General features: G+C 71.0%; 16 protein-coding genes. 11 read left to right on the top strand and 5 right to left on the bottom strand.

Annotation, left to right across the window (positions count from 1 at the left end; all coding sequences use genetic code 11):
• Positions 1-4: 4 nt before the first annotated feature.
• The gene (locus ABFX51_RS18670) at positions 5-745 is read right to left on the bottom strand and encodes an RraA family protein (protein WP_091507122.1); all 741 of its coding nucleotides are present in this window, start codon (positions 743-745) and stop codon (positions 5-7) included.
• 150 nt (positions 746-895) lie between these two features.
• Between ABFX51_RS18670 and ABFX51_RS18665 the strand changes: the two genes are divergently transcribed.
• The 3 genes from ABFX51_RS18665 to ABFX51_RS18655 all read left to right on the top strand — a co-directional run bounded on the left by ABFX51_RS18665 (position 896) and on the right by ABFX51_RS18655 (position 3927).
• Positions 896-1840 (top strand): RNA polymerase sigma-70 factor, encoded by a 945-nt coding sequence (locus tag ABFX51_RS18665; protein ID WP_346054350.1) that lies wholly within the window; start codon positions 896-898, stop codon positions 1838-1840.
• A gap of 82 nt (positions 1841-1922) precedes the next feature.
• Positions 1923-3095: an NAD(P)/FAD-dependent oxidoreductase gene (locus ABFX51_RS18660; RefSeq protein WP_346054349.1), complete on the top strand. Its 1173-nt coding sequence runs from the start codon at positions 1923-1925 to the stop codon at positions 3093-3095.
• 88 nt (positions 3096-3183) lie between these two features.
• A complete protein-coding gene (locus ABFX51_RS18655) occupies positions 3184-3927 on the top strand; it encodes an SDR family NAD(P)-dependent oxidoreductase (RefSeq protein WP_346054348.1) in 744 nt (247 codons plus the stop codon).
• 15 nt (positions 3928-3942) lie between these two features.
• Here ABFX51_RS18655 and ABFX51_RS18650 read toward each other — a convergent pair whose 3' ends face one another.
• Positions 3943-4542: a TetR/AcrR family transcriptional regulator C-terminal domain-containing protein gene (locus ABFX51_RS18650; RefSeq protein ID WP_346054347.1), complete on the bottom strand. Its 600-nt coding sequence runs from the start codon at positions 4540-4542 to the stop codon at positions 3943-3945.
• Positions 4543-4593: 51 nt separating this feature from the next.
• Here ABFX51_RS18650 and ABFX51_RS18645 point away from each other — a divergent pair, with 51 nt between their 5' ends.
• Positions 4594-5931, top strand: coding sequence for an FAD-dependent monooxygenase (locus ABFX51_RS18645; RefSeq protein ID WP_346054345.1), 1338 nt, complete (start codon positions 4594-4596; stop codon positions 5929-5931).
• Here ABFX51_RS18645 and acs read toward each other — a convergent pair.
• Positions 5928-7841: an acetate--CoA ligase gene (gene acs, locus ABFX51_RS18640; protein WP_346054344.1), complete on the bottom strand. Its 1914-nt coding sequence runs from the start codon at positions 7839-7841 to the stop codon at positions 5928-5930. The two genes, ABFX51_RS18645 and acs, sit on opposite strands and share 4 nt — an antisense overlap.
• 41 nt (positions 7842-7882) lie before the next feature.
• Between acs and ABFX51_RS18635 the strand changes: the two genes are divergently transcribed.
• The 7 genes from ABFX51_RS18635 to mftM all read left to right on the top strand — a co-directional run bounded on the left by ABFX51_RS18635 (position 7883) and on the right by mftM (position 16008).
• Positions 7883-9088 carry a sigma-54-dependent transcriptional regulator family protein gene (locus ABFX51_RS18635; RefSeq protein WP_346054343.1) on the top strand — a complete coding sequence of 402 codons (1206 nt, stop codon included), beginning with the start codon at positions 7883-7885 and terminating at the stop codon, positions 9086-9088.
• 78 nt (positions 9089-9166) lie between these two features.
• Positions 9167-10684, top strand: coding sequence for an aldehyde dehydrogenase (gene adh, locus ABFX51_RS18630; RefSeq protein ID WP_091510394.1), 1518 nt, complete (start codon positions 9167-9169; stop codon positions 10682-10684).
• Complete coding sequence (locus tag ABFX51_RS18625) at positions 10684-11043, top strand: DUF779 domain-containing protein (RefSeq protein WP_091510396.1); 360 nt, start codon at positions 10684-10686, stop codon at positions 11041-11043. The genes adh and ABFX51_RS18625 overlap by 1 nt, the downstream gene beginning before the upstream one ends.
• A gap of 202 nt (positions 11044-11245) precedes the next feature.
• Positions 11246-12538 carry an NDMA-dependent methanol dehydrogenase gene (gene mdo / locus ABFX51_RS18620; protein WP_346054340.1) on the top strand — a complete coding sequence of 431 codons (1293 nt, stop codon included), beginning with the start codon at positions 11246-11248 and terminating at the stop codon, positions 12536-12538.
• A gap of 59 nt (positions 12539-12597) precedes the next feature.
• Positions 12598-13611: an AAA family ATPase gene (locus tag ABFX51_RS18615; RefSeq protein WP_346054339.1), complete on the top strand. Its 1014-nt coding sequence runs from the start codon at positions 12598-12600 to the stop codon at positions 13609-13611.
• 10 nt (positions 13612-13621) lie between these two features.
• Positions 13622-15112 carry a VWA domain-containing protein gene (locus tag ABFX51_RS18610; protein WP_346054337.1) on the top strand — a complete coding sequence of 497 codons (1491 nt, stop codon included), beginning with the start codon at positions 13622-13624 and terminating at the stop codon, positions 15110-15112.
• Positions 15109-16008 carry a mycofactocin oligosaccharide methyltransferase MftM gene (gene mftM, locus ABFX51_RS18605; RefSeq protein WP_346054336.1) on the top strand — a complete coding sequence of 300 codons (900 nt, stop codon included), beginning with the start codon at positions 15109-15111 and terminating at the stop codon, positions 16006-16008. The genes ABFX51_RS18610 and mftM overlap by 4 nt, the downstream gene beginning before the upstream one ends.
• Here mftM and ABFX51_RS18600 read toward each other — a convergent pair.
• Both ABFX51_RS18600 and ABFX51_RS18595 read right to left on the bottom strand, forming a co-directional pair.
• A complete protein-coding gene (locus ABFX51_RS18600) occupies positions 15978-16625 on the bottom strand; it encodes a MadR family response regulator transcription factor (protein WP_091510407.1) in 648 nt (215 codons plus the stop codon). The genes mftM and ABFX51_RS18600 overlap by 31 nt on opposite strands.
• On the bottom strand, positions 16622-17953 hold the full coding sequence (locus ABFX51_RS18595) for a MadS family sensor histidine kinase (protein WP_346054335.1): 1332 nt from the start codon (positions 17951-17953) through the stop codon (positions 16622-16624). The genes ABFX51_RS18600 and ABFX51_RS18595 overlap by 4 nt, the downstream gene beginning before the upstream one ends.

Below are 17953 nucleotides of genomic sequence, written 5' to 3'. Positions count from 1 at the left end.
TCTGTCAGGCCCCGTCCTGCTCGGCGCGCCACCGCTCGTACTCGGGCCGGGCCTCCTCCGACAGGGGGTAGTACAACCGCATGTCCCCGCCCTGGGACAGGCGGATCCGGGAGAACTCCTCCCATTCCGCGTGTTCCTGGGCGGCGGCCAGCAGGGCGGGTGCGAGCTTGACCGGCACCACGACCGCCCCGTCGTCGTCGGCGACGACGATGTCGCCCGGCTCGACGAGCGTGCCCCCGCACGCGACGGGCACGTTGACGGCGGCCGGGACGATGTCGGTCTGGGCGTGGAAGTTCGGTGTGGCGCCGCGGATCCACAGCCCGAGGCCGAGCTTCTTGGCCTCGCCGATGTCGCGCAGGCACCCGTCGACCACCACGCCGACGCCGCCGCGGCCCTTGAAGTAGGTCAGCATCATCTCGCCGAACACGCCGCTGCTCATGTCACCGCGTGCGTCCACGATGATCATGTCGCCGGGCCGGGTGTGGTACATGACGTGCCGGTGCAGCTGTTTTTCCGGTTCTGCGTACTCGTCGACGGGGTAGAGGTCCTCGCGCTTGGGCAGGAACTGCAACGTCAGCGCCGGCCCGGCGACGCGCACGCCGGGGGTCACGGTGACCGGGCCGCGGATGAAGGCGCTGCGGATGCCCATGCGGCTGAGCTCGGCGCTGGCGGTGGCGCTGCCGATGGCCGCGAGGGCCGCACTCAGCTCGGCGGGCGGGCGAACGATGTCGGGCGTCTCGACCACGTCGGTGGCTCCCTCGGGTCCGCACTGACCGGAACTGCCGCGGACGACGATCTCACCGCCCCCAGCTTGGTCAGGTTACCGAGAGGCGGCCACGGCGTCGAACACCGTTTCGCTGTCGATCACTACCAGCACGGATGGTTAACTGGGCAGATGTTGCTCGGTGCGCAAGAGGTCGGGTTGTTCGAGGCGGCCAGGCCGCGGCTGGAGGCGATCGCGTACCGGCTGCTCGGGTCGGCGAACGACGCCGAGGACGCGGTGCAGGACACGTTCCTGCGCTGGCAGGCCGCCGACCGGGAGAGCATCGAGGCGCCCGAAGCGTGGCTGACCAAGGTGCTCACCAACATCTGCCTCAACCGGCTCACCTCGGCGCGCGCCAGGCGGGAGACGTATGTGGGGCAGTGGCTACCGGAGCCGGTCCTCGCCGGGGACCGGATGCTCGGGCCGTCGGAAACCGTCGAGCAGCGGGAATCCGTCTCGATCGCGGTGCTCACCTTGATGGAGCGGCTCTCGGCCAGGGAACGCGTCGTGTACGTGCTGCGCGAGGCGTTCGGCTACTCGCACGGCGAGATCGCCGAGGTCCTCGACCTCACCGAGCCGAACTGCCAGCAGATCTACCGGCGCGCCAAGCAGCACCTGGCCGCAGGCAGGCGCCGGGTCCCGGTCGACGCGGCCGCGGCCCGCAAGATCGTCGAGGAGTTCCTCGCCGCGGCGCTCAGCGGCAGGACCGACTCGCTGGTGCGGCTGCTGACCGACGACGCGATCAGCATCGGCGACGGCGGGGGCGTGGTCTTCTCGCTGCCGCGGCCCGTCACCGGTGCGCTGCGGGTGGCGAGGTTCCTGCGCGGGCTGTTCGAGCCCAGCGAAGCCAAGTGGGAGATGATCGGCGGGCGGCCCACCCTGTTCGCCGCGGTCGCCAACGGCGTGCCCGCGCTGGTGCTGGTGGTCGGCGACCGGGTCGCCGGGGTGGTGTCGCTGGACGTGACCGAAGACGGCATCGCGGCCGTCCACGCGCAGGTCAACCCGGGCAAGCTCGAGCGTGTGACGCGCGAGTGGGCCGCGGGCGAGCACGGGGAAGCGCTTCCCGACACCTGGTGACGCAGGTCACGTCCAGCTCCTGTCAGGTTTCGCACCGCTGTCCGGTTCAGGGGGCACACACCAACCGGACAGGAGTGAGACCATGAAGCACCACATCGTCGTCCTCGGGGCCGGATACGCCGGAGCCAACGCGGCCGGGCGGCTGGCCAGGCGGCTGCACCCCGCCGAGACCGAGATCACCCTCGTCAACGCCGAGCCCGAGTTCGTCGAGCGCATCCGGCTGCACCAGCTCGCCACCGGCCAGGACCTCAAGCCCCGCCCGCTGGCCGAAGTCTTCGCCGGCACGGGGGTTCAGGTGCGGATCGCGCGGGTCACCGCCGTCGACGCCGAACGCAAGACCGTGCACACCGAGGGTGCCGGTGAGCTCGCCTACGACACGCTCGTCTACGCCCTCGGCAGCACCGCCGCGGACCACGGCGTTCCCGGCGTCGCCGAGCACGCCCACTACGTCGCGGGCAGGCAGTCCGCGCTGCGGTTGCGTGCGCGGCTGGCCGACCTCGCCGCGGGCGGCACCGTGCTCGTCGTCGGCGGTGGCCTGACCGGTATCGAGGCCGCCACCGAGATCGCCGAGGCGCGGCCGGACCTCGAGGTCGCGCTCGCCGCGCGCGGCGGCCTCGGTGACTGGCTGAGCGAGAAGGCCCAGAGCCACCTGCGCACGGCGTTCGGCCGGCTCGGCATCACCGTGCACGAGCACACCGAGGTCACCGGTGTCGAGCCGGGCCGCGCGATCACCGTCGGCGGCGGGGAGATCCCGGCTGAGGTGACCGTGTGGACCGCCGGGTTCGCCGTGCACCCGATCGCCGCGGCGACGACCCTGGAGGTGTCCGCGGAGGGGCAGATCATCGTCGACGAGACGATGCGGTCGGTCTCGCACCCGGACGTCTACGCGGTCGGGGATGCCGCGCTTGCGCCGGGCGCGAGTGGCAGTCCGCTGCGCATGTCGTGCGCCTCGGGGGTTCCGGCGGCCCACCACGCGGCCGACGTCATCGCCGCGCGCCTGACCGGACGGCCGGTCCCGCCGAACAAGATCGGCTACAACGCCCAGTGCGTCAGCCTGGGCCGCCGCGACGGGGTCCTGCAGTGGGTGACCCCCGATGACCAGGTCAAACCGTCCGCGGTCACGGGCAAGGCGGCCGCCCGGATGAAGGAGCTGATCTGCAGGACCGCCGTCTGGAGCGTTTCCCACCCGACGTCGATGCTCCCGGTCCGCCACCGCCACCTGGTGCCGGTCGAGGTCCTCGCGACCGCTGTGTGACACCCCTCTTGTTGTGTACTGATCGATACGGAAGTGCTACGGTCCACTTCGGTACTGAGCGGTACACAACTATGCGGAGGGTGAAGACGTGGGTCAGCTCGAAGGCAAGACGGCGGTCGTGACCGGCGGGAGCAGCGGGATCGGCCTGGCCGCGGCCCGCCGCCTCGCGGACGAGGGGGCCCACGTCTTCGTCACCGGCCGCCGCAAGGACGAGCTCGACGCGGCGGTCGAGGCGATCGGCTCGGCCACCCCGGTGCGCGGCGACATCGCGGACCCGGCCGACCTGGACCGGCTCTACGACGCGGTGCGTGCCCGGGGCAAGGGGCTGGACACGCTCTTCGCCAACGCCGGGGCGGCCGGGTTCGCGACGCTGGAGGAAACGACGGAGGAGCACTTCGACCGGATCTTCGGCGTCAACGTCCGTGGCACGCTGTTCACGGTTCAGAAAGCGCTTCCATTGCTCAACGAGGGCGCTTCGGTGATCGTGAATCTCTCCGTCCGCGCCGATGATGGGGTCGAGGCGTTCGGCGCGTACGCCGCCACGAAGGCGGCGCTGCGTTCCTACACCCGGACCTGGGCCAACGAGCTCAAGGGCCGGGGCATCCGGGTCAACGCGGTCTCGCCCGGCACGATCGACACGCCCGCTCTCACCGGCGTGGTCGGCGAGGAGAACGTCGAGGAGGTCAAGGCGGGCTTCGCGGCGCGGGTACCGATCGGCCGGGTGGGCACCGCGGAGGAGGTCGCCGCCGCCGTCGCGTTCCTCGCCTCGGACGAGAGCAGTTTCATCCTGGGCGCCAACCTCTACGTCGACGGCGGCGAGAACCAGTTCTGACCCCGATCGGGTGCCTCAGCCGAGGAGCCTGTTCAGCCCGTCGGTGAAGCGCTCCTCGAAGGTGTTGCCCGTCAGGTGGGGCAGGGCCTGCTGCAGCGCCGGATACTCACCCGCCAGCACCGCGCCGTGCAGCCTGGGCTCGTCGGCGCTGGAAACCGCCTGTTCCTCCTGCGTGAGCCCGAGCGTGAAGTAGATCAACGCGAACAGCGTCCAGGCCCCCGCCTCGGCGCTGTCACCACGGGCGGTGAGCGCGGCGAGCACGGCGTCGGCGAACCGGAGGGTGCCCGGGTCAGCCGCGTACGTGCCGGTGACGAGCGCGGCGCCGTCCCGGTGGGCGAGCAGTGCCCGGCGGTAGCGGCGCAGCAGTTCGCGCGCGCGTTCCGTGCCGTCCTCGGGGAGTCCGTCGTAGACGACCTCGCCCACCACCGCGTCGGCCATCAGTTCCAGCAGCCGCGCCTTGTTCTTGATGTGCCACAGCACCGTGTTCATCCGCACGCCGAGCGCTTCGGCCACCGCCCGTGTCGTGACCGCCTCCAGGCCGCGCTCGTCGAGCAGGCGGAGCGCCGTGGCGACGACCGTTTCGGGGGTCAGCCGGGAACCTTGCGCCTTGGTCATTGACCTAGTTTACTGGATCAAGTCACTAGGTCACTGACCAAGAGGAGAACTATGACGGACGTACTGATCGCCGGCGCCGGACCGACCGGGCTGTGGCTCGCCGCCGAGCTGCGGCTGCAGGGGGTCGCGGTCACCGTGCTGGAGGCGCGGCGGGAGCGCAGCCCGCATTCGAAAGCGCTCACCCTCCACCCGCGCACGCTGGAGATCTTCGCCATGCGCGGGATCGCCGACCGGTTCACGACAGCGGGCCTGCCGGTGCCGACGGGCCACTTCGGCGCACTGGAGAACCGGCTCGACTTCGCCGTGCTCGACACACCGTTCCCGTACACGCTGTTCCTGCCGCAGGTCCGCACCGAGGAGCTGCTGGAGGAGCACGCGCGCGCCCTCGGCGCGGACATCCGGTGGGGTCACCGCGTGACCGGCCTGGCGCAGGACGGGGACGGGGTCACGGTCGAGGTCGAAGGCGGTGAACGGCTGCGCGCGCAGTACGTCGTCGGCTGCGACGGCACCCGCAGCACCGTCCGCCAGGCCGCCGGGATCGGCTTCCCGGGCACCGACGCCACGGTGTGGGGCTGGCTGGGCGACGTGGTCCTCGACGAGCCGCCCGCGCAGCCGGTCAACGTCGCAGGGGAGGACGGCGGCGTGATGCTCGTGCCGCTGCCGGGCGGGATCAGCCGGATCGTCGGGCACACGCCCGAGGACCAGGGCGCCCACCCCGGCGAACTGACCTTCGACGAGCTGCGCGCCAAGACCACACGGGTGCTCGGAACCGACTTCGGCATGCGCGATCCACACTGGCTGTCCCGCTTCGGCAACGCCACGCGCCAAGCCGTCCGCTACCGCAGTGGCCGGGTCTTCCTGGCGGGCGACGCCGCGCACATGCACTTCCCCGCCGGCGGCGTGGGGCTCAACGTCGGGGTGCAGGACGCCACCAACCTCGGCTGGAAACTCGCCGCCGCCGTGCACGGCACCGCCGAGGACGGGCTGCTCGACAGCTACCACGCCGAACGGCACCCGGTCGGCGCCGCCCTCCTCGAACACACCCGGGCGCAAACCGCGCTGATGACCGCCTACACGCCCGAAGGGCGGGCGCTCCGGTCCGTCCTCAGTGGACTGATCGCCGAAGTGCCGGAGTTCTCCCGGGTCCTCGCCGAACGGCTGGCGGCGCTCGACGTCGCCTACCGGCCCACCGACCCCGCCGCCCATCCGCTGACCGGCACCCGTGCTCCCGATCTCGCGCTCACGGATGGGAGCAACCTGTTGTCGCTCCTGCGTTCCGGGCAGCCGGTGCGGCTCGACGGGACACAGCTGGTGGGTGCTCCGCCGCAGTGGGCGGGGGTGCGGTCCGCACTCGTCCGCCCGGACGGCTACGTCGCCTGGGCGAACTAGGCTTCGGCGAGTTTCGCGGAGATGAGGTCCATGACGGAGCTGTCGGCGAGGGTGGTGACGTCGCCGATCTGGCGGTTTTCGGCGACGTCGCGCAGGAGGCGGCGCATGATCTTGCCGGAGCGGGTCTTGGGCAGCTCGGGCACGACCATGATCTGCCGCGGTTTGGCGATCGGTCCGATCTCCTTCGCCACGTGGTCGCGCAGCTCCTGGACAGCCGCTTCCCCGCGCAGGATGACGAACGCGACGATGCCCTGCCCGGTGGTCGGGTCCGAGGCGCCCACGACAGCGGCCTCGGCCACCGCGGGGTGGGACACGAGCGCGGATTCGACCTCGGTGGTGGAGATGCGGTGGCCGGACACGTTCATCACGTCGTCCACGCGGCCCAGCAGCCAGATGTCGCCGTCGTCGTCGTACTTCGCACCATCACCCGCGAAGTAGTAGCCCTGGTCGGCGAAACGGGACCAGTAGGTCTCCTTGAAGCGCTCGTCGTCGCCCCAGATGCCGCGCAGCATGGACGGCCACGGCTTGTCCAGCACCAGGTAACCGCCGCCGCCGTGCGGGACCTCCTTGCCGGTGTCGTCCACGACGATCGCCGAGATGCCGGGCAGCGGGGTCTGCGCGGAACCGGGCTTGGTCGCGGTGACCCCGGGCAGCGGGGAGATCATGATCGCCCCGGTTTCGGTCTGCCACCAGGTGTCGACGACGGGGGCTTTGCCGGCGCCGATGTGTTCGCGGTACCAGATCCAGGCTTCGGGGTTGATCGGCTCACCCACCGACCCCAGCACGCGCAGCGAGGACAGGTCGTACTTGGCGGGGATGTCGTCGCCCCATTTCATGAACGTGCGGATCAAAGTGGGGGCGGTGTAGTAGATGGAGACTTTGTAGTTCTGGATGATCTCCCAGTGCCGGCCCTCGTGGGGGGTGTTGGGGGTGCCTTCGTAGACGACCTGGGTGACGCGGTTGGCCAGGGGCCCGTAGACGATGTAGGAGTGCCCGGTGACCCAGCCGATGTCGGCGGTGCACCAGTAGACGTCGCGGCCGGGTTTGTGGTCGAAGACGACGTGGTGGGTGTAGGCGACCTGGGTGAGGTAGCCGCCGGAGGTGTGCAGGATGCCCTTGGGGCGGCCGGTGGTGCCGGAGGTGTAGAGGATGAACAGGGGGTGTTCGGAGTCGAACGCCTCCGGCGTGTGCTCGGGGGACTGGGCGTCGACCAGGTCGTGCCACCACACGTCCCGTTCGGGGTTCATGGGGACGTCTTCGCCGGTGCGGCGCACCACGATGACCTTCTCCACCGACTCGGCGCCCTCCAGGGCCTGGTCGACGTTGGCCTTCATGGGGGCGGCCTTGCCGCGGCGGAACTGCCCGTCGGAGGTGATGACGATCTTGGCGGCGGCGTCGTCCACGCGGGAGCGCAGCGCGGCGGGGGAGAACCCGCCGAACACCACGCTGTGCAGGGCGCCGATGCGGGCGCAGGCCAGCATCGCCACGATCGCCTCGGGGATCATCTGCAGCTGGATCGCCACCCGGTCATGGGCCTTGACCCCCAGCGACAGCAGGGCGTTCGCGGCGCGGGAGACGTCGTCCTTGAGCTGGGCGTAGGTGATGTCACGGGTGTCGCCCGGTTCGCCGACCCAGTGGATGGCGACCTGGTCCCCGTGCCCGGCCTCGACATGCCGGTCCACACAGTTGTAGGCCACGTTCAGCTTGCCACCCACGAACCACTTCGCGAACGGGGCACCGGACCAGTCCAGCACCCGGGACCACTTCGTGTCCCACGTCAACCGCTCCGCCTGCTCCGCCCAGAACGCTTCCCGGTCCGCCATGCCCCGCAGCTTCGCCCGCCGACGTTGGCGGCACGTTGGTACCCGTCCGGCCGGGTAGGTGCGCCGGGCCCGATCGTCCGGCACCATGAGGACGGTTGTGCGGGTGAACGAGACAACGGAGTCGGGACATGGCAGAGCGGAGTGCGCTCCACGAGCGCCGGGCGGTGCTGGAACGCGAATGGGCCCGCTGGGTGCCGGCCAGGGCACGCCCGGAGACCCGGGAGCTGCCCAGCGAGGTGGCCGCGTCCTGGGCCCGCTCACTGTCCATCGTGGACCCGGCGCGGGACAGCGCGCCCGCGTCGGGTGACGAGGTGCGGGCCCGCTGGCGTGAGTCGCCGCTGCGCGGGCCGGTCACCGAACTGGCCGACGAGCTGCGCAGCATCGCCGACGACGCCGGGTTCGTCGCGGCCGTGACCGACGAGTCCGGCACGATCCTGTGGACCTGCGGCGGCCGGGTCATGCGGCGCCGCGCCGAGCAGGTGAACTTCGCGCCGGGCGGCCGCTGGGACGAACCGGACATGGGCACGAACGCGTTGTCGCTGGCCTTGCGCACCGGGCGGCCCAGCAAGGTGTTCTCCGCGGAACACCTGGTGGCCGCGCTGCACGGCTGGGTCTGCTACTGCGCGCCGATCCGGGACGCCAGCGGCCGTCAGCTGGGGGTGCTGGACCTCTCGACCACCTGGGACCGCTCGCACCCGCTGGCCATGTCCACGGTGCGCACCCTGGTCACCGCGATCGAGTCACGACTGCACTCCGCCCCGGCCGCCGCGCCGGGGCTGCGGTTGTCGTGCCTCGGGCCCGGCCACGCCACGCTCGACGGCTCCGCGCTGAGGCTTTCGCCGCGCCAGCTGGAGGTGCTCACCCTGCTGGCGCTGGAGCCCGCCGGGTTCTCACCGGAGGCGCTGCGCGAGGCTCTCTACGGCGATCTCCCCGTCACGATCACCACGATGCGGGCCGAGGCCTCGCACCTGCGGCGCCTGCTCAACGGGGCGCTCACCAGCCGCCGGTACGCGCTCACCACGCCGATCGACTGCGACGCCGCCGACGTGCTGGCCGCGCTGAAATCCGGCGACACCGCGACGGCTGTGCACCGCTACACGGCACCCCTGCTGCCCGCCTCCGAAGCACCGGGGATCACCCGGTGGCGTGACCACCTGGAGGTCGCCGTGCGGGAGGCGGTGCTGGCTTCGGGCAGCGCGGACCTCGCGCTGCGGTACGGCGAACGGCACCCGTTCGACCTGCAGGTCCACGAGTACGCCCACAACCTGCTCGCCCCCGGCGACGGGCGCCGGGGCATCGTCGCGGCGCGGGTGCGGGACGCGTTGCGGGACTGACGCCAACGTTCCGCCAACCTCCGCCGGGCACGGTGGCACCCATCACACCGACGTGATCGAGTGAAATGGAGTGCTTCCATGGCCTACGCCAAGCCCGGTGCCGACGGCAGTGTCGTCAGCTTCGCCGCGCGGTACGACAACTTCATCGGCGGTGACTGGGTCGCCCCGGCCGAGGGACGCTACTTCGGGAACCCGTCGCCGGTGGACGGCAAGGTGTTCTGCGAGGTGGCCCGTTCCTCGGCGGCCGACATCGACCGCGCGCTGGACGCCGCGCACGCGGCCGCCGCCAAATGGGGTGCCACGTCGACGACCGAGCGCGCCAACATCCTCAACAAGATCGCCGACCGCATGGAGGAGCACCTCGAAGAGCTGGCGGTCGCCGAGACCTGGGAGAACGGCAAGCCGGTGCGCGAGACGCTGGCCGCCGACCTGCCGCTGGCGATCGACCACTTCCGCTACTTCGCCGGCGCGATCCGCGCGCAGGAAGGCAGCATCGCCGAGATCGACGCGGACACCGTCGCCTACCACTTCCACGAGCCGCTCGGCGTGGTCGGGCAGATCATCCCGTGGAACTTCCCGATCCTGATGGCGACGTGGAAGCTGGCGCCCGCGCTGGCCGCGGGCAACTGCGTGGTGCTCAAGCCCGCCGAGCAGACCCCGGCGTCGATCCTCAAGGTCGTCGAGCTGATCGCCGACCTGCTCCCGCCGGGCGTGCTCAACGTGGTCAACGGGTTCGGCGTCGAGGCGGGCAAGCCGCTCGCGTCCAGCCCCCGGGTGGCGAAGGTCGCGTTCACCGGCGAGACCACCACCGGCAGGCTGATCATGCAGTACGCCAGCGAGAACATCATCCCGGTCACCCTGGAGCTGGGCGGCAAGAGCCCCAACATCTTCCTGCCCGACGTGACCGACGCCGACGACGACTACCTCGACAAGGCCGTCGAGGGGTTCGTCATGTTCGCGCTCAACCAGGGCGAGGTGTGCACGTGCCCGTCGCGGGCGCTGATCCACTCGGCGATCTACGACGAGTTCATCAGCCGCTGCCTCGAGCGCACCAAGGCGATCAGCGGCGGCAGCCCGCTCGACCCGGCGACCATGATCGGCGCGCAGGCGAGCAACGACCAGTACGAGAAGATCCTGTCCTACATCGACATCGGCAAGAAGGAGGGCGCCGAGGTCCTCACCGGCGGGGGTGCGCGCGAGGTGGCCGAGCACCCCGGCGGGTACTACATCGAGCCGACGATCTTCCGCGGTACCAACGACATGCGCATCTTCCAGGAGGAGATCTTCGGCCCCGTCGTGTCGGTGACGACGTTCGACTCGGTGGACGAGGCGCTCAAGATCGCCAACGACACGCTGTACGGGCTGGGCGCCGGGGTGTGGACGCGGGACGTCAACACCGCCTACCGGCTGGGCCGCGGCATCAAGGCCGGTCGCGTGTGGACGAACTGCTACCACGCGTACCCGGCGCACGCGGCCTTCGGCGGCTACAAGAAGTCCGGGATCGGGCGGGAGACCCACAAGATGATGCTGGAGCACTACCAGCAGACGAAGAACCTGCTCGTCAGCTACTCGGCCACCAAGCTCGGCTTCTTCTGATGGTGCGGCGGGTCTCGATGACCGGGGCCGCCGCGGCGCTGCTGCGCCGGCTCGTCGAGCAGCACGGGCCGGTGATGTTCCACCAGTCCGGCGGCTGCTGCGACGGCAGCGCGCCCATGTGCTACCCGGAGGGCGAGTTCCGGGTGGGCGACTCCGACGTGCTGCTCGGCCACGTCGGCGACGGCACGCCGTTCTGGATGAGCGCGGACCAGTACGCCTACTGGCGGCACACGCATCTGACGGTGGACGTCGTCGAGGGACGGGGCAGCGGGTTTTCCCTGGAAGCGCCCGAAGGCGTGCGTTTCCTGATCCGCTCCCGCCTGCTCACCGACGAAGAGCTGGCACTGCTGGAAAAGTGAATACAACGACGAAAGGGCCCGGACGCTCGTCCGGGCCCTTTTCTTTCGCGCCACCACACCCCTGTCCGAAAGGACGGGCTTTCCCCCGCCACTGGGACATTCCTGCCCTCCCGCGGAACAGTTCCCGCCTTACCGGCCCCTGGTTAGCGTCGGGAGTGCGCGTCATCACAGTCGCTCTCGCGCAGGAAAGGACGGACCGGTCATGCAGGTCGACGAACTACTGAAACCGTTTCCCATCAAGGAGTTCCACCCGTTCCCGCGCGCACTGCTCGGGCCCGGCGCACACGAGATGATCGGCCCGGAGGCGCTGAAACTGGGCTTCCGCAAGACGCTGGTGATGACGAGCGGACTGCGCGGCTCGGACATCGTGCACAAGATCACCGAGTCGCTGAAGTACCACGGGCTGGAGGTCGTGGTCTACGACAAGGTGGAGTCCAACCCCAAGGACTACAACGTCATGGACGCGGTGAAGCTGTACCAGGAGAACAAGTGCGACAGCTTCGTGTCCATCGGCGGCGGCTCGTCGCACGACGCGTGCAAGGGGGCGCGGATCTCGCTGGCCCACGACGGGCGCAACATCAACGACTTCGAGGGGTTCAACAAGTCGGAGAACCAGAAGAACCCACCGCACATCGCGGTGTCCACGACGGCGGGCACGGGTTCGGAGACCTCCTGGGCCTACGTCATCACCGACACCACCACCGACCCGGACAACCCGCACAAGTACGTGGCCTTCGACGACGCCTCGGTCGCGACGCTCGCGGTCGACGACCCGGTGCTGTACTACGACTGCCCGGTCGACTACACCGCGCAGTGCGGGTTCGACGTGCTCGCCCACGCCTCGGAGCCCTATGTGGCACGCCTGAACTTCGAGCCGTCGATGGGCAACGCGCTGTACGCCACCAAACTCGTGGCCGAGCACCTGCGGACGGCGGCGTGGAACCCGCAGGACCTGTCCGGGCGGCAGGGCATGATGTACGCGCAGTACATCGCCGCGCAGGCGTTCAACTCCGGCGGGCTCGGCATCATCCACTCGATTTCGCACGCCGTCAGCGCGTTCTACGACACCCACCACGGGCTGAACAACGCGATCGCGCTGCCGCGGGTGTGGGCGTTCAACCTGCCCGTCGCCTACCGCCGCTACGCCGACCTCGCCGAGATGATGGGTGTGGACACCAGCGGCATGACGGTGGTCCAGGCCGCGGACGCGGCGGTCGCCGCGGCGATCCGGTTGCTGCGTGACGTCGGCATCCCCGAGCGGTTCACCGACATCCGCCAGGACACCTACTCGAAGAACCGGCTCGGGCAGGGCCCGACGAAGTTCTACCAGCGCGCATCGGTCATCAAGGGCGACGACGGGGACATCGACCGCGTCACGCACCACGTCCTCGGCGACGCCTGCACCCCGGGCAACGCCAAGGAGTGCACCTTCGAAACGGTGCGCCCGGTCGTCGACCACTGCTTCAACGGCGACCTGGACGACCTGATCAGCTGAGGATCCGCCGGGGGCGGGCGCGGGCCCGTCCCCGGCACCGCGACGAAGGAGGGCGTGACGTGGGCGCACCGGCGTTCGACTCGGTCGACGAGGCCGCGAAAGCACTGGCGGCACAGGGTTATCTCACCGACCGGCGGCTGGCGACGATGGTCTTCCTGCTCACCCGGCTGGAACGGCCGGTGCTACTGGAGGGGCCGGCCGGGGTGGGCAAGACCGAACTGGCGAAGACGCTGGCCGCCGCGACCGGCCGCCGGCTGCTGCGCCTGCAGTGCTACGAGGGGCAGGACGAGGCCAGCGCGCTCTACGAGTGGGACTACGGCAAGCAGCTGCTGTACACGCAGCTCCTGCGGGAGAAGATCGGCCAGCTCGTCGCCGACGCGCCGGACCTGCACGAGGCGGTGGACCGCGTCGGCGCGCAGGAAAGCGTTTTCTTCTCCGAACGCTTCCTCGCCGCGCGCCCGTTGCTGGAGGCCGTGCGCTCGGAGGAACCCGTGGTGCTGCTGATCGACGAGATCGACCGCGCCGACGAGGCGCTCGAAGCCGTGCTGCTGGAAATGCTGGGGGAGTACCAGATCTCCGTACCGGAACTCGGCACCTTCACCGCTCGCAACCGCCCGTACGTCATCCTCACGTCGAACAACACGCGCGATCTGGCAGCGGCGTTGAAACGGCGCTGCCTGCACCTGTTCCTCGACTACCCCTCGGCCGAACGTGAACTGGAGATCGTCCGCAGCAAGGACACCGGGCTGCCCGACGCGCTGGCGCGTGAGCTCGTGGCCGTCGTGCGCGGGTTGCGGGAGCTGGAGCTGCGCAAGTCGCCCAGCATCTCCGAGACGATCGACTGGGCGCGCACGCTCGCCGTGCTGGGCGTCGGCGAGCTGACCGCGCCGGTGCTGGCGGACACGGTGTCGGTGGTGGTCAAGTACGACAAGGACCTGCGCAAGGCGCTGGAGGCGCTGCCCCGTCTCCTCGGCGAGGAACCCGGAACCCCTGAGGTGCCAACGGAACCCGCTCCGCCGAAGGTCAGCGCGGACCGGGGGAGCCGGTCGTTCGCGCGGCCGAAGTCGCGTTAGGAGCGGTGGGGTGGAAGCCAGCCTGCACCGGTTCGCGCGGTTGCTGCGCCTGCGGGACGTCCGGGTCTCGGTGTCGGAGGTGCTCGACGCGCTTCGCTGCGCGGCCGCGCCCGGGGTGCTGGCCGACCGGCTGGTGCTGAAGGAGGCGTTGCGGGGCGCGCTCGTCAAGGACCAGCGGGACGATCCGGTGTTCGAGGAGCTGTTCGACGCGTTCTTCGGGCACGTCCGCCTCGGCTCCGCCGAGCAGCGGCCGGGTGCAGAGCCGGGGGAGGGGCAGCCGAGCGACGGTGAGGTGACGTTGTCCGAGGGGGCGAGCCGGACGACGCAGCGGGGGCTGACGCCGGGCAAACCCGCGGACCTGCGGGACTTCTTCGACCCGGCGGACCTCGCCGAGCGGTACAACCTGCACGAGGAGGAGAACAAGATCGAGCTGGCGTCCGTCACCGACGAGATCGTGTTCGACAAGGACAACGTGGTGACCGGAGGGGACGGCTACCACGTGCAGGTCGACGCCGAGCGGCTGCACACCGCGGCCCCGCCCGGGCAGCTGACGACGCAGCCGGGCGCACGGATGGACTCGACGCTGTCGCTGGCCGAGCACGACGCGCTGATCGCGTGGCTCGACCGGGTGGAGGACGCGGGCGGGGACGAGGAGGACGCGGCGGCACTGCGCCGACGGCTGGCGGGCGTGCTTGCGAATCTGCCGGAGGCGCTGAAACAGCACGCCGAAGCGTTGCTGCAGCTGGAAAGGGAGAGAGCGGAGCCCAGCCGGGCGGCGGACGTGGCGCGGGCGGGGGAGAGCGAACGCGCCGAGCTGGAGGAAGCGTTGCGCAGGCTCGCCGCCAGGCTGCGCGGGGCGCTCACCTCCCGCAGACGGGTTTCCCGGGCTGGGCGGGTGGACGCGGGCCGGACGATGCGGCGCAACATGCGGTTCGACGGCATCCCGTTCAACCCGGTCACCGTCCGGCGGGCCGAGGACCGGCCGCGCCTGGTCGTGCTCGCCGACGTCAGCCTCTCGGTGCGGGCGACCGCGCGGTTCACCTTGCAGGTGGTGTACGGGCTCCAGGACCTGTTCGCGCAGGTGCGGTCGTTCGCGTTCGTGGACGGCATCGCCGAGACCACGGAGCTGTTCGCGGAGCACCCGCTGGAGCGCGCGCTCGGCCTGGTCTTCGGCGGGGACGTGCTGGACGTGGACGCCGGCTCCGACTACGGCAGGGCGTTCGGGGAGTTCCTCGCCGAGCACGCCTCCGCGATCACGCGCCGGACCACGGTGCTCGTGCTGGGGGACGGCCGCGGCAACGGCAACGACCCCAACCTCACGGCGTTCGCCGAGATCACGCGCCGGGCGAAGGAGACCATCTGGCTCACCCCGGAGCCCCGCTACTCGTGGGGGCTCGGCGGCTGCGACCTGCCTGCCTACGCCGAGTACTGCCGCCGCGTGCGCGTGGTCCGTGATCTGTCCGGTTTGGACCGGGTGGCACTCGACCTGGTGGCGCGGTGACGGCCGTGCTGGACCCGCTCGGGTCGTACCCGGCGGGTCAGTACCTCGACGACGTCGTGCGCGTGGTGCGCGCCGAGGACGACGGCGGGCCGGCGGTGGTGCGGACCGAGCACTTCCGGCTGTCGCGCGCGGGACGCCGGATCGAGGTCTCGCACCGGCTTCGCCCGGAACAGCTCGACAACGGGCTGACCGGGCTGCTGATCGACGAGCTGTTCGCCCCGGGCTGGCTGTGCGGCCAGGACGTCTTCGAGCGGGTGTTCACCGGCGTCGTGCGCAGCACCCTGCCCGACCCCCGGCAGGCGTGGTGCACCTTCTACGCCAACACGCTCGCCCACCTGCGTGAACCACGCCACGCGCCACCGCTGATCGCCGGGATCGCGCCCGTCTACTCGCGTGTGCTGAGGCTGGTGCGGCCCGGCAGCGTCCTGGACCTCGGTTCCTGCTTCGGGTTCCTGCCGCTGCTGCTCGCGCAACGGCCGCGCACCACCGTGACCGCCTCGGACGTCGTGCCGGGGACGATGCGGGTGCTGGACACCGTGGCCGCCGCCCGCGGTGTGCCGCTGCGCACCCTGGTGTGCGACGCCGCCCGTGTCCCGCTGCCGGACTCCACTGTGGACACCGTGACGATCGTGCACCTGCTGGAACACCTGCCACCCGCCGAGGGCGAGGCGGTGCTGGCCGAGGCGCTGCGGCTGGCGCGGTCCACGGTGGTCGTCGCGGTGCCGTTCGAGGACGTGCCGAACGCCGACTACGGGCACGTGCGCCGGTTCGACCTGGCGACGCTGGCCGAACTCGGCGCGGGCACCGGCTGGCGCGCGCGGGTGTCGGCGTTCCACGGCGGCTGGCTGGTGCTGGACCGGCCGCGTCAGAGCAGTCCGCGCTTGCCCGCCTCGTAGACGGCCTCCGCGCGGCTGGACGCGCCGATCTTGCGCAGGACGTTGCGGACGTGGAACTTGACCGTGGTCTCCGAGATGTACAGGCGGGCCCCGATGTCGCGGTTGCTCAGCCCGCGGGCCAGCAGCTCCAGCACGTTCTGCTCGCGGGCGGTCAGCACCGGCTCCTCGCGCGGCGTGCGGATCGAGCGGACCATCGCCGAGGCGGAGCGGGAGTCGAAAGCGCTTTCCCCGCGTGCCACCGCGCGGATCGCCGACACCAGGCCCGTGGTCTCCACGTCCTTGATCACGTAGCCGCGCGCGCCGCGGTGGATCGCCTCCACCACGAGCGCGTCGTCGAGGAACGTGGTCAGCACCAGCACCCCGGTCTCCGGGTGCCCGGCGGCCAGCTCCGCGCACAGGTCGAGGCCCTCGGTGTCGGAGCCGGTGGACAGCTTGAGGTCCAGCAGCACGATGTCCGGCCGCGTGCGGTCCACCACCGCCCGCGCCTCGGCCGCGCTCGCCGCCTCGCCGATCACGGTGAGGTCGTCCTCGCGGTCCAGTATCGTCCGCAGCCCCTGCCGCACGATGGCGTGGTCGTCCACTAGCACGATGCCCAGCGTCCGCTGCCCGGTGATCATCCGGCCTCCAGTGGCAGCGGGATCTCCAGCAGCACCTGGATCCCGCCGATCCGGGAACGCCGGATGGCCAGCGTTCCGCCCAGTTCCTCGGTCCGCGCGCGCATGTTCGCCAGCCCGCGGTGCGTGCCGGCCAGGTTCGTCGCCGACGCCAGGCGCAGTGTCCGGCGCAGCTGCCCGGGGTCGCCGTCCCCGTCGTCGGAGATCGACAGCCGGATCCGGTCGGGCAGGTACCGCAGGCGGATGCGCGCGCGGGTGGCGTTGGTGTGCATCACGGTGTTGAACAACGCCTCGCCGGTGATCCGCAGCAGCGAGTGCTCGGCCTCGCCCGGTAGCGGCACCGGCTCGCCGAGCACGGTGACGCCCACCTCGAGGTCGGTCGGAAGGTGCACTGTGGACAGTCGCTCGAGCAGCACGGGCAGCGAGCCGGGCGGCTCGGATTCGTTGTGGTGCAACGCGTAGATCGCGGCCCGCAGCCGTTCCACCGCGTGCCGGGTCAGCGCCTTGGCCTCGGTGAGTTTCTCGCGCACGGCGGCGAGGTCGGCGTCTGGTTCCGTCAGGTCGCTGCGGCAGATCTCGATCATCATCCCGGCGGAGAGCACGTCCTGGGTGACGCTGTCGTGCAGCTCCCGCGCGATCCGGTGCCGCTCGTCGTCCAGCGCCTGCCGTTGCATCACCCCGATGAGGCGGCGCTGGGTCTCCTGGAGTTCGGCGTTGCGCGCCGCGAGGTCGCGCGCCTGCTGCTCGGCCGCCTCGGACAGCTGCTCGGTGCGGCCCCGCAGCCGCATCGTGGCGTGCACGAGGAACGAGTTGTGCAGCGCGACCGCCGCCTGGTTGGCCAGCACGCGGAGCACGGCGAGATCGGTGTCGGCCACCTCCATCCCGGCGGCGGGCCGGGCGGCGATCCCGCCCACCGGCTCGCAGTCGAGCGTCATCGGCACGCGCACTCCGCTTCCGGCGGGTTCACCGGCCTCCCACGGTCTCGTCCGCAGGATCCGCAGGTGCGCGAGCGCGTCCGGCGGGAACAGCCGCTCGTCCTCCACGAGGTTTTCCCCAGCCAGCAACAGGAACCGCGGCCGGGCCGCGCGCAAGGCGCCATCGGCGAGGGCGAACAGCAGCCAGTCGGCCTGCACGTGGTCCGCCGCCGCGCGCACGACCGCTTCGACGAGCGCCCGCGGTCCTTCCCCGGTGCGCACGAGGGCCCGCGAGATGCGGTCGAGGGCGCCCACGGCGCGCTCCAGCCGCTCCGCGGTGCGGACGTATTCGGGGTAGTAGGACCGCTTGCCGGATCGCACGCCGGTCAGCGCGCCGAGGTAGTCGTTGGCCGTCAT

Origin of the sequence: Amycolatopsis dongchuanensis, assembly GCF_039542405.1 — a bacterium.
GTDB classification, from domain to species: domain Bacteria; phylum Actinomycetota; class Actinomycetes; order Mycobacteriales; family Pseudonocardiaceae; genus Amycolatopsis_E; species Amycolatopsis_E sacchari.
This window is presented reverse-complemented; position numbering and strand designations above follow the sequence as displayed.